Annotated in this window: 11 protein-coding genes and 1 tRNA gene; 8 read left to right on the top strand and 4 right to left on the bottom strand. The window is 67.8% G+C overall.

What is annotated here, in order from left to right; genetic code table 11:
• Positions 1-55: 55 nt before the first annotated feature.
• Positions 56-979, top strand: a complete 924-nt coding sequence (locus DOS48_RS21085; protein ID WP_127117614.1) for an RsmB/NOP family class I SAM-dependent RNA methyltransferase — start codon at positions 56-58, stop codon at positions 977-979.
• On the top strand, positions 976-1,533 hold the full coding sequence (locus DOS48_RS21080) for a hypothetical protein (RefSeq protein WP_127117613.1): 558 nt from the start codon (positions 976-978) through the stop codon (positions 1,531-1,533). The genes DOS48_RS21085 and DOS48_RS21080 overlap by 4 nt, the downstream gene beginning before the upstream one ends.
• An 85-nt stretch (positions 1,534-1,618) precedes the next feature.
• Here DOS48_RS21080 and DOS48_RS21075 read toward each other — a convergent pair whose 3' ends face one another.
• The 3 genes from DOS48_RS21075 to DOS48_RS21065 form a co-directional block, all read right to left on the bottom strand.
• The gene (locus tag DOS48_RS21075) at positions 1,619-1,876 is read right to left on the bottom strand and encodes a hypothetical protein (RefSeq protein ID WP_226929110.1); all 258 of its coding nucleotides are present in this window, start codon (positions 1,874-1,876) and stop codon (positions 1,619-1,621) included.
• 14 nt (positions 1,877-1,890) lie between these two features.
• Complete coding sequence (locus tag DOS48_RS21070) at positions 1,891-2,424, bottom strand: DoxX family protein (protein ID WP_127117612.1); 534 nt, start codon at positions 2,422-2,424, stop codon at positions 1,891-1,893.
• A gap of 85 nt (positions 2,425-2,509) precedes the next feature.
• Complete coding sequence (locus tag DOS48_RS21065; RefSeq protein ID WP_127117611.1) at positions 2,510-4,024, bottom strand: DUF790 family protein; 1,515 nt, start codon at positions 4,022-4,024, stop codon at positions 2,510-2,512.
• Between the two features lie 168 nt (positions 4,025-4,192).
• Between DOS48_RS21065 and DOS48_RS21060 the strand changes: the two genes are divergently transcribed.
• The 5 genes from DOS48_RS21060 to DOS48_RS21040 all read left to right on the top strand — a co-directional run bounded on the left by DOS48_RS21060 (position 4,193) and on the right by DOS48_RS21040 (position 11,144).
• Positions 4,193-5,917, top strand: coding sequence for a tRNA uridine(34) 5-carboxymethylaminomethyl modification radical SAM/GNAT enzyme Elp3 (locus tag DOS48_RS21060; RefSeq protein WP_127117610.1), 1,725 nt, complete (start codon positions 4,193-4,195; stop codon positions 5,915-5,917).
• Positions 5,918-6,069: 152 nt separating this feature from the next.
• Entirely contained in the window at positions 6,070-8,250 is a 2,181-nt protein-coding gene (rqcH, locus tag DOS48_RS21055) for a ribosome rescue protein RqcH (RefSeq protein WP_127117609.1), read from the top strand.
• 117 nt (positions 8,251-8,367) lie between these two features.
• A complete protein-coding gene (locus tag DOS48_RS21050; RefSeq protein WP_127117608.1) occupies positions 8,368-8,751 on the top strand; it encodes a DUF5820 family protein in 384 nt (127 codons plus the stop codon).
• A gap of 114 nt (positions 8,752-8,865) precedes the next feature.
• Positions 8,866-10,365 (top strand): amidophosphoribosyltransferase, encoded by a 1,500-nt coding sequence (gene purF, locus DOS48_RS21045; protein ID WP_127117607.1) that lies wholly within the window; start codon positions 8,866-8,868, stop codon positions 10,363-10,365.
• 74 nt (positions 10,366-10,439) lie between these two features.
• On the top strand, positions 10,440-11,144 hold the full coding sequence (locus DOS48_RS21040) for a halocyanin domain-containing protein (protein WP_127117606.1): 705 nt from the start codon (positions 10,440-10,442) through the stop codon (positions 11,142-11,144).
• 58 nt (positions 11,145-11,202) lie between these two features.
• On the opposite strand, the gene DOS48_RS21035 is transcribed toward DOS48_RS21040, so the two are convergent.
• Entirely contained in the window at positions 11,203-11,763 is a 561-nt protein-coding gene (locus tag DOS48_RS21035; RefSeq protein WP_127117605.1) for a DUF420 domain-containing protein, read from the bottom strand.
• Positions 11,764-11,925: 162 nt separating this feature from the next.
• Here DOS48_RS21035 and DOS48_RS21030 point away from each other — a divergent pair.
• Positions 11,926-12,010 (top strand) — tRNA-Leu (locus DOS48_RS21030).
• Positions 12,011-12,060: the final 50 nt, after the last annotated feature.

Raw genomic sequence — 12,060 nt, 5'->3', positions numbered from 1 at the left:
AGGTAGGGCGGGCACGTCCCGAAACCGACTAACGGGCCGACGCGAAAGGACGGCCATGAATCCGTTAGCGCGGTACGAGCCGCTCGTCGACGACGCGGCGGCGTTCCGCGCGGCCTGTGACCGACCCCTGCCGTCGGTCGTCCGCGTGAACGAGATGGCGGCCTCGCCCGCCCGCGTCCGCGACGCGTTCGACGAGGAGGGCGTGGCGTACGAGCCGGTCGACTGGCACGACGGGCTGTTTCGGCTTCCGGACGGGAACCCCGGCGGCAACTGGCCGTACGTCCACGGCTGGACGCACGGCCAGGAGGAGGTGTCCGTGCTCCCCGGTCTCGCGCTCGACCCGCAACCGGGCGACCGCGTCTGGGACGCCTGCGCGGCGCCCGGCAGCAAGACCACCCAGATCGCCGACGCGATGGACGACCGGGGGACGGTCGTCGCGAACGACAACAACCTCGGGCGGCTCTCCGCGCTCCGGCACAACGCCGAGCGACTGGGGATCACGAACACCATCGTCACGAACCAGGACGCGCGCAACTTCTCGACGAAGCCGCTCGCGTTCGATGAGTTCGACCGGGCCTTGGTCGACGCCCCGTGTTCCTGTGAGGGGACCTGCCGGAAGAACCCGGACGTGGTCGACCAGTGGACGCTCGACCACGTCCACGGCGTCGCCGGGATTCAAAAGGGAATCTTAGCCCGCGCCGTGCAGGCGACCCGCCCCGGCGGAACTGTCGTCTACTCCACCTGCACGTTCGCGCCCGAGGAAAACGAGGCCGTCCTCGATCACGTCCTCGCGGCCGAAGACTGCGAACTCGTTGAGTTCGACCTCCCGGTCGAGACGGTTCCCGGCGTGACGGAGTGGGAAGAGGAGACGTACGACGAGTCGGTGACGCGCGCACACCGCGTGTACCCACACCACAACGACACCGGCGGATTCTTCTGTGCGAAACTGCGCGTCGGCGGCACGGAGGTGGGCGCGTGAGCGACGACGAGACTGAGCCCGCGGGCTCTCCCGACGCCCCCACCAACGACGGCCAGCAGTTCGACCGGCTCCCGGAGACGCCCGCGGACCGCGACGTGGAGGGCCGCGCGAGCCGCAAGGAGGTCTTAGACTGGTGGGACGAGCGGTTCGGCATCGAGCCGAGCGTCTTCGAGACGTACACCTTCTGGGAGAAGGGGGCGGGCAAGGTGTGGATCTTCAACGGGGAGGCGACCGACCCCAGTGCGGTGGAAGCCATCGGCATGACCTTCCTGCGGACGCGACAGGACCACTGGAAGCCGACCAGCCGGGCGGTCACGCGTTTCGGCGCGCGCGCGACGAAAAACGTCGTCGACCTCGACCCCGAGCAGGCCGCTCGGTTCGTGGCCGGCGAGGATCAGGACCTTCCCGAGTGGGACGGCGACTGGGGCTACCTCATCGCGGCCCACGAGGTCGCGGGCGAGTCGGCGCCGATCGGCGTCGGTCTGTACCTCTACGACGAACTGCGCTCCGTGGTTCCGAAGGGGAGCCGGGCGGACCTGCCGGTCGTCGAGTGAGCGGGGCTGCGACGCAAAATACTGTTCACGAGCGTCGTCTATCGGTGGGTGTCCCGATAGAGTTGGCTGTGGGTGAGACGGGACCCTAGATCGACGGGTCCTGTGGCGGCTTGGTCGCGAGGTTACTGATCCCGTACGCCGCCAGCAGGATCAGCCCGAGCAGGATCGTATACGACCGAATGCTCAGACTGAACAGCGTCTCGTGGACGATCTGTCCCTCTCCCGACACCGGGTGGGGGGCTCCGAGCGCCATCTCTAACAGCCCCATCCCAACCGTGCCCAGCAGCAGGAACACGGCGCCGCCGTACAATCCAATCCGTTCCATTGTTGTGAGTTCGCTCATCTGTTGTCACCTTGTTAGCCGATGAAGTACCGCAGCCGCGGATGATTTCGGACGAACGCCGTCTTCGCGAGGTAGGCGTCCACGCCGAGGACGCGGCCGGCGCCGAGCGTCGCGATCATCGCGAAGATCAGCAGCCCGAGTAGGTCGCCGGTGATCACGCCGTGTGCCCACCCGCCCGTCTCGCCGTTGATGAAGTAGAAGAACGTCATCAGGAACGCGCCGAAGAACGCGGCGAGCCGCGTCAGCGCGCCGACGATCAGGCCGAGCCCGATCAGGGTCTGTCCCAGCGGGACCATGATGTTGGTAAACGATAACAGGATCCCGTCCGCGAACAGGGTCACGACGGGGCCGAGGCTCGTCTGGGCCGCCGCGCCGCCGACGAACCACCCCGCGTCGAACGGCCACGCGAGGAATTTATCGAGCCCCGCGTGCAGGAACCACCACCCGACGATCAGTCGCATCACGACGAGCCAGTACGCGAATCGCGACTCCTCGACCGGGAACGATATGTCTCTACCGAGCAACTGCGTTTGAATGTTAGTTACCATGTGTTGCCTCCAAGAAGATAACTCCTCTATCATAATATATAAATATGCTGCCGTTCTCGCCGGTGGGTAATCCGCACCCACCGCACTACTCCTTCCGTCTGACGGTGCCGCCACCGAGCCCCTCCCACTCGACGCGATAGCCGAGAACCGAGAGGAGCGCGCTCGTGTCGTCGATGTCGTACGACTCTAAGGCCGCCTCGACCGCCGACAATTCCACGCCGTCGGTTATCTCGTCGGCGATGCGGTCGAGCACCGCCGGCCGAACGAGCGTCCGGCCCACGCGCTCGTGATCCGGAAACGGGCCGTCTTCGACCGCCGACTCGCTCACGCCGTGTCGGTCCGCCAGCTCACCGACGGTGATCACGTCGTCGTCCGGCTCGAAGGCGTCGGGCAGCGCCGCGGCCGCCTCGGCGACGAACTCTGCCTCGTACTCGCGAAGCACGTCGACGACGTCTTTTACCCGAACCGTGCCGGAGTAGGACACGACTCGGTGGTCGCGGGCGACGATTTCCTCGCCGACGCCGAGGCTCTCGTCGACGGCGACGAGCAGGTCCACGTCCTCCACGTCCGCGAGTTGATCGAGTTTCTTCTCGACGTACTCGGGGGTCCAAAACCCCATCACCTCGAAGAAGAGCCGAAAGTCGGCGTGGTCGTAGTCGAACGCGAAGTCGGGGATCATCACCCGCGCTCCGGTTTCGAGCGGCTCCGGCTCCCGGACCAGCGTCCAGTCGAGATCGAGGCCGCGGAACCGCCCGGCGAAGTCGGCCTCGACCCCGCTGTCGAACGCCGGCTCCACGACCGGCTCGACGCCCGGCACGGTCACGTCGCCGTCGGAGAGGCGCATGGTGCGCTCGCGACCACGGTCGTCGATCGTCGCTGTCAGCTCCCAGTCCGCCGACCCCGCGACGGTCCGGAGCAGCCGCGCGAAGGCGCTCCCGTAGCGACGAGTGCGGGAGAACAGCGCGTCGGGGCCGGTGACGACGAGTTCGCGCCCCTCCGGCGTCGTCTCCACCTCGTACATGAGTCGGAGCCGCTTGACCGCCGAGACGAGCCGCTTGGGGTCGTTCGAGCGCACCCGGACCTCGGTGGCGTCGAAGAGTGCGGTCTGGGCTAACGACAGGTCGTACTGTTCGAGCAAGGCGTCCGGGCCCCACCGCACGTCGGCGTCGACCAGCACCTCGTTCTGCTCGCGGTCGGCGTACAGCGAGCGCTCGACGGCGTCGGGCGTGATCCCGAGGCCGTCGGCGGCGCTCGCAATCGCCATCTCGCGTTCCGTCTCGGTCGCGACGCCGACCGCTTCCGCGGCCTCGAACACGGCTCGTCGGACCCGGCGCGGGGGGACCGGCGCGCGCGTCTCGAAGACGCACTCGCGTTCGACGAGCGCGGCGAGCCCCCGGACGAGCTTGAAGTCGCCGTTCCGAGCGGCCGCGTCGCTCTCTAACGCCTCCAGCGCGTCGTCGACATCGCCGCGCCGCTCGCCGACGTGCGACTCGACGGTCTCTAAGACCGTCGCCGCGAGCGGGCGGTGGTCTCGGGTGGTGAACTGCGGCCGGTAGCCGCCGCCGGCCCGAGAGACGCGCAGGAGGTCCTTCCGGAGCACGGCCGGCGGTAGGAAGCGACCGACCTAAAGCGGGCGGGTTCGGTGCGAGCGCGCTCCGGTGAGCAGCGACACCACCCGCCGCCGAAACACGACACCACCCGTCACCGAAACCGTCGGTCGGGTACCGGTGCGACACGCTTAACTCCGAAACCCGTCGATCGGAGGGTAATGAGTACTGACGCGGCGACCGAGGGGGACGCCGGAAGCGACGGCGACGACGGCGAACCCGAGGCGTTCGTCCGGGCCTGCGAACACCTCGTCGACCGGATTCTCGACGGGGAGATCGGTCGCGACGAGTTGGAATCCGCCAAACTCGACGCCTGTTCCGAGTTCTCTTCGCCGAAGGTGCCGAAGAACACCGAAATCCTCGATCACGCCCCGCAAGAGGCCCGCGACGACGTGATCGAAGTCGTCCAGCGGAAGCCGGTCCGAACCGCGTCCGGCGTCTCTCCGGTCGCGATCATGACCTCCCCGAAGCTGTGTCCGCACGGGAAATGCCTCTACTGTCCGGGCGGGCCGGCCTCGGAGTTCTCCTCGGCGCAGTCGTACACGGGCCACGAGCCCGCCGCGGCCCGCGGCGAGCAGAACGACTACGACCCGTACGGGCAGGTCACGCTCCGACTCGAACAGCTCCGGAAGATCGGCCACCCGGTCGATAAGGTCGAACTCATCCTGATGGGCGGGACGATGACCGCTCGCTCGCACGACTATCAAGAGTGGTTCGTCAAGCGCGCCCTGCAGGCGATGAACGACTATGATCTCGACAAAGAGCCCGAGCCGGCCGAAGGCGAGTCGTTCGCGCCCGCCCCCGAAGAGACCTCCTTCGAGTACCTCGAAGACGTGATCGCGAGAAACGAGACCAACGAGATCCGCAACATCGGGACGACGTTCGAGACGAAACCCGACTGGTGTGACCCCGAACAGATCGACCGAATGCTCGATCTCGGGGGGACCAAAGTCGAGGTCGGCGTCCAGACCACCTACGAGCGGATCAACCGCGAGATGCATCGCGGCCACGGCAACGAGGCCTCGCGCAACGCCAACCGCCGCCTCCGCGACGCCGCGTTCAAAGTCGGCTTCCACATGATGCCCGGTCAGCCGGGGATGACGAAGGAGATGTGTATCGAGGATTTCCGACAGATCTTCGAGAACTCCGACTGGCGGCCGGACTACCTGAAGATCTACCCGACGCTCGTCGTCGAGGGGACGCGGGTGTACGACCGCTGGCGCCGCGAGGAGTTCGAACCGCTCTCGAACGAGGAGGCTGCAGACGTCGTCGCCGAGGCGATGGACCAGATTCCGAAGTACACCCGGCTCCAGCGCGTCCAGCGCGACATTCCGGCCGACTTCATCGAGGGCGGCGTCTGGAAGTCGAACCTCCGGCAGCTCGCCGACCAGCGCGCCGAGGAGAAGGGGATCACCCAGCGGGACATCCGCGCCCGCGAGGTCGGTCACAACGACGCCGACCCGGAGCCCGACGACGTGGAACTCGACGTCATGACCTACGAGGCCGGCGGCGGGACGGAACACTTCATCTCCTTCGAAGACCCCGTTCGGGACCTCCTCGTCGGGTTCTGTCGCCTGCGGTTCCCCTCCTTCGCGCCCGGCCAGCCCGGCGCACCCGGCACCGAAACCGACGCGATCCGCCCCGAACTGGAAGACGCCGCGCTGCTCCGCGAACTCCACGTGTACGGCAGCGAAGTCGCCATCGGCGGCGACGGCGACTGGCAGCATCAGGGGTACGGCCGAAAGCTCCTCGAACGCGCCGAGGAGACCGCCCGCGAGGCCGGCTACCGCAAACTCGCGATCATCTCCGGAATCGGGGCGCGAGAGTACTACCGGACCAAGCTCGGCTACCACCAAGACGGCCCGTACGTCTCGAAGCGGCTCTGAGTGCGTCGCGATTCACCTTCGCTCGCCGAATCAACCGCTGAGCCGAGACGCCTGCGAGCAGCCCTCACCCCGTCTCGACTGCCGCACGCGCGCCACTTCGTCCGGCACCTCGAACGACACCCCTTTTTCCGGGCCGACTGTCTTGTTCGTACATGGACCAGAAGCGGGAGCTGTCGAGCATCGACCTCGCCGCGCTCGTCACCGAGTTGAACCGGTACTCGGGCGCGAAGGTCGACAAGGCGTACCTCTACGACGACGACCTGCTCCGGCTGAAGCTCCGCGACTTCGACCGCGGGCGCGTCGAGTTGCTGATCGAGGTGGGCGATATCAAGCGCGCTCACGTCGCCGACCCGGATCACGTCGCGGACGCGCCGGGCCGGCCGCCGAACTTCGCGAAGATGCTCAGAAACCGGCTCTCCGGGGCCGACTTCGCCGGCGTCGAGCAGTACGAGTTCGACCGGATCCTCACCTTCGAGTTCGAGCGCGACGACGAGAACACGACCCTCGTCGCCGAGCTGTTCGGACAGGGGAACGTCGCCGCGCTCGACGAGACGGGCGAGGTCGTCGGGTCGCTGTCGACGGTTCGGCTCAAATCCCGGACGGTCGCTCCCGGCGCACAGTACGAGTACCCGGCCTCCCGGCTCAACCCGCTCGACGTGAGTCTCGGCGGGTTCACACGGCACATGCGCGACTCGGACAGCGACGTGGTGCGAACGCTCGCCACGCAGCTCAACCTCGGCGGGCTCTACGCCGAGGAGGTGTGTACCCGCGCCGGCGTCGAGAAGGAGACGCCGATCGACGAGGCGACCGACGACCAGTTCCGCGCGCTCCACGAGGCGTTAGAGCGCGTCGGCGAGCGTCTCCGCTCCGGCGACCTCGACCCGCGCGTGTACGAGGAGCGCGTCGACGGCGACGGGGAACGCGACGACGGCGACGCCGACGCCCGCGTCGTTGACGTTACGCCCTTCCCGCTCTCGGAACACGAGGGCCTCCCGAGCGTCGGCTTCGACTCGTTTACCGCCGCCGTCGACGAGTACTTCTATCGGCTCGAACGCGAGGAGAGCGAGTCGGGCGAGGCGCCGGCTGACGCCGGCGCTTCGCGGCCCGACTTCGAAGAGGAGATCGCCAAACAAGAGCGGATCATCGAACAGCAGCGGGGCGCGATCGAAGGGTTCGACGAACAGGCCGACGCCGAACGCGAGCGCGCGGAACTGTTGTACGCGCAGTACGACCTCGTCGACGAGGTCCTCTCGACCGTTCAGGACGCCCGCGAGAACGACGTTCCGTGGGACGACATCGCAGCGACCCTCGATGCGGGCGCGGAACAGGGGATCCCGGCGGCAGAGGCCGTCGTCGACGTCGACGGCGGCGACGGGACGGTGACGGTGGAGCTCACGGGCGAGGGCGACGACGGCGGGCCGACTCGGATCGAACTTGACGCCGGCGCGGGGGTGGAGGTCAACGCCGACCAGCTGTACCAGGAGGCGAAGCGGATCGAGGGGAAAAAGGAGGGCGCACAGGAGGCCATCGAGGCCACTCGCCGAGAGCTCGAAGCGGTCAAAGAGCGGAAAGCCGAGTGGACCGCGGAACAGGCGGAAGCCGACGCCGACGAAGCCGACGCCGACGACGAAGCGGAGTACGAGACGGACTGGCTCTCCCGGTCGTCGATCCCGATCCGGAGCCCGGACGACTGGTTCGACCACTTCCGCTGGTTCCGAACCTCGACCGGGTACCTCGTCATCGGCGGGCGCAACGCCGACCAGAACGAGGAGCTGGTGAAAAAGTACATGGGCAAACACGACCGGTTCTTCCACACGCAGGCGCACGGCGGACCGGTGACGATCTTAAAAGCGTCCGGGCCGTCGGAATCGGCCGACCCGGTCGACTTCTCGGAGGAGACGCTGCGGGAGGCCGCCCAGTTCGCCGTCTCGTACTCCTCGGATTGGAAAGACGGGCGCGGCGCCGGCGACGCGTACATGGTCGAGCCGGACCAGGTGTCGAAGACGCCCGAGAGCGGCGAGTACATCGAGAAGGGAAGTTTCGTCATCCGCGGCGACCGCACGTATTTCGAGGACGTGCCCTGCCGGGTCGCCGTCGGGGTCCAGTGTGAACCCGTCACGCGGGCGCTCGGCGGCCCCCCGTCGGCCATCGTCGATCGGGTGGCGACGAGCGTCACGCTGGAGCCGGGGATGTACGCGCAAAACGACGCCGCGATGATGGTGTACCGCGAGCTGAAGAGCCGGTTCGCCGACACCTCGTTCGTGCGGAAAGTGGCGAGTGCCGACCAGCTCCAGGAGTTCCTGCCGCCGGGCGGCTCGGACATCGTCGACTGAGAGCGACGACCGCCCGATCGCACGCACCGCTCGACCACACGCACCGCCCGCGGTGCCTTTTATACCGATCGTCGCTCGGAGCGCGACCCTTTCATACGTCCGCCCCCGATTCGGCCCATGAGCTTCGAGGCGCTGCCGGACGGTTGGCGGGTGTGGAACGAGGAGCCGAGCGGGCGGGCGATCCTCGTGTACCGCCCGGACGTCTTCGGCGGCGACGACCTCCCGTCCGCGTGTCTGCCGACCATCTACCTGACGAACGGCGCGCGCAACGCCCGCCCCGGATCGGGACAGTACGCGACCGACGAGTGGCACGTCGTCCTCTTCTTAGAGCCCGAGATCGAGGCCGTCTCGGAGACTCACGAGAGCCGCGAGGCCGGCGCGACCGCCGCCGTCGACGTCGCGGAGCGGTTCGCGGGCGGCGAGGTCGACTACCGGGCCGCGTATCAGGTGCCGCGAGAGGCGTATTTCGAGCGGCTCGACGAACACGTCGGCGGCGCGTGAACTCGGGCCGCAGCGCGAAACCGATCCACGTTTCTGTATATAAATAGATATTCAACGGTGGTTTGAACCACGAACACGAGGGTTTTTACCGCCCCCCGCCCCAGCGACGGATATATGCACGCCGGTGGGGACCACACCGCTGACGAGCCGCGAGAGAAGTGCGGCGTCGTCGGCGTTTCGCTCGCTGACCGCGAGGCCGCACGCCCGCTGTACTACGCGCTGTACGCGCTCCAACACCGCGGACAGGAGTCCGCGGGGATCGTCACCCACGACGGGTTCCAACAGCACAGCCACGTCGAGCGTGGACTCGTCGGGGACGCGTTCGACGAGGGGGACTTGGCGTCGCTGTCCGGCGGGACGGGTATCGGTCACGTCCGCTATCCGACCGCCGGGAGTCTCGATAAGAGCTGCGCGCAGCCGTTCTCGGTCTCTTTTAAATCAGGATCGCTCGGTCTCTCGCACAACGGGAACCTCGTCAACGCCGACGCGGTCCGAGAGGAGCTCGCGGCGGCCGGCCACGCGTTCACCTCCGACGGCGACACGGAGGTCATCGCCCACGACCTCGCGCGCAACCTCTTAGAGGAGGACTTGGTTCGCGCCGTCAAACACACCATGCGACGGATCCACGGCTCCTACTCGCTTGCGATCACCCACGACGACACCGTGTTGGGCGTCCGCGACCCGCTCGGGAACCGCCCGCTGTGTCTCGGCAAGATCGACGGCGGCTACGTCATCGCCAGCGAGTCCGCCGCCATCGACACGCTCGACGGGGAGCTAATCAGAGACGTTCGCCCCGGCGAACTCGTCGTGTTGGACCCCGACGGAAGCGGTTACGACACGTATCAGTTGGTCGAGCGCGAGTCGACCGCTCACTGTTTCTTCGAACACGTTTACTTCGCGCGCCCGGACTCCGTGATCGACGAGAACCTGGTCTACGAGGTCCGGCGCAAGCTCGGCCGGAAGCTCTGGGAGGAGTCCGGCGTCGAGTCGGACGTGGTGATGCCCGTCCCCGACTCCGGGCGCGCCTTCGCCTCCGGGTACGCCGACGCGGCCGGCGAGACGACGGCGGCCGGCGAGCCGCGTCCCGACGGTGAGGGCGGCATCGAGTTCGCCGAGGGGCTGATGAAGAACCGCTACGTCGGCCGCACGTTCATCATGCCGACCCAGGACGAGCGCGAGCGCGCCGTCCGGCTGAAGCTCAACCCGATCCGATCGACTGTCGAGGGGAAGTCGGTCACCATCATCGACGACTCGATAGTCCGGGGGACCACCTCGACCCAACTCGTCGATCTGGTCCGCGAGGCCGGCGCCGAGTCGGTCCACCTCCGGATCGGCGCGCCGAAGATCGTCGCGCCCTGTTACTTCGGCATCGACATGGCGACGCGCGACGAACTGATCGCGGCCGACAGGTCCACCGAGGCGATCCGCGAGGAGATCGGCGCGGACTCGCTTTCGTACCTCTCGATCGACGCCGTCGCCGCGGCGCTCGGCGAGAGCCGCGCGGACCTCTGTTTAGGCTGTGTCACCGGTGAGTATCCCTTCGACGTGGAGGGCGAGACGACGGACCGCGACATCGAGAGCGCGGGCCTGGAGTCGACGCCCGCCGACGACTGACCGCGCGGGCCTCGAGTGTCGACCGCTCGTCGCGTATCGGGAACTTAAATACGCGCACGACGGGAGTGGGACGTATGACATCCGACGCCGACGAGACGACGATGAGTCGCCGCGGGCTGTTTCGGGCCGGCGCCGCGGGCGCCGCCGCCGCAACCGGGCTTGCCGCCGGCGCGGGCGGTGCGGCGGCCCAGTACGACGGCTGGCTGAGCGACGTCGACAACTACGACGGCACGCACGACTACACCGGCCAAGACGAGGTCACGGTCGAGGTCGGGGCGGGCGAGAACGGCCTCAAGTTCGGTCCTGCGGCCATTCTCGTCGACCCCGGAACGACGGTCGTCTGGGAGTGGACCGGCGCGGGCGGGAACCACAACGTCGTCGAGAACAACGAGACGTTCAACAGCGGCGACCCGGTCGGCGAGGAGGGGACCACCTTCGAGTACACCTTCAGCGACGCCGCGGAGGGCGACACGTTCAACTACTACTGTACGCCCCACAAGGCGGTCGGAATGAAAGGCGCCGTCGCCATCGGCTCGGTCGACGATACCCTCGTGACGCCCGGCGAGGGCGGGAGCGGTGGCAGCGGCGGGAGCAGCGACGGAAGCGGCGCAAGCGGCGGAAGCGGCGACGGAAGCGACGGCGGCGATGGAAGCAGCGGTTCCGGCGGTCGCGTTCTCAGCGCCGGCGACATCGGGGCGCTCGCGCTCGGGTTCGGGTTCGCCGGCGCGCTGCTGATCCCGCTGTTCTACGCGGCTCACAAGCGCGCTAACAAGGAGTAGCGCCCGCATCCGCCGATTGCGTCCGACCGCGATCGACTCCGTCAGCATCTTCTCGCCCTCAGAACACGTGGTACAGCATCAGGTACACGCCGATCCCCATGGTAAAGGAGATCAGCCAGAGCACCGCGCCGACGAGGCCGACCTGCGCGTGCCGGGTGTGGTACAACTCCGCGTACGGGCGCGTCGCGGCGAGCAACAGCGCGTAGAAGACGAACGGGATACAGACGATCGCGAGCAGAATGTGGATCGCCAGGAAGGGCAGATAGAGGTAGGTGTACGCCGCCTCGGGGCCGGGGAACTCGACGGTCCCGACGAGGATCAGCCGGTAGAGGTAACTGACGAGGAACGCGACGAACAGCGCGAACGACGACAGCATGAACGCGCGGTGGCGGCGGACGTTCCCCCGCGATATCGCGCGCCACCCCAGCAGGATGGTGGCGATGGCGGTCGCGGAGATGACGGCGTTGAGGTGCGGAAGCGCACTGAGGACGCCGTCGCTCGCGCGCGGCAGAATGCCGCTCGGGATGACGCCGCCGACGGCGCCGAACACGAGCGCCAGCGCGGCGACGGACAGCAGCGCGGTCAGCAACGGGACGTTCTCGCGGGCCCACTCGGACATAGGCGAATGGACGAGCGCCATCCCCAAACGCGTGCCGGTTGCGGCGGGCCGGGGCGTTCTGTTCGGGCGTTGGGATCGGTGGCAACGCCCGACACGGCCCGGTCGAATGGAAGGGCTTTTAATTGGGGGAAGGGTACGTGGGAACGCGACAGAACACCGCGAGCGTGGGTAGCCAAGCCAGGCCAACGGCGCAGCGTTGAGGGCGCTGTCCTGTAGAGGTCCGCCGGTTCAAATCCGGTCCCACGCATCGCACGGGGCACACCCCCACGATGCACGGTGTTGTCTCTACGACAGCAC

It is taken from the genome of Halorubrum sp. PV6, from assembly GCF_003990725.2.
Taxonomy (GTDB): domain Archaea; phylum Halobacteriota; class Halobacteria; order Halobacteriales; family Haloferacaceae; genus Halorubrum.
This window is presented reverse-complemented; position numbering and strand designations above follow the sequence as displayed.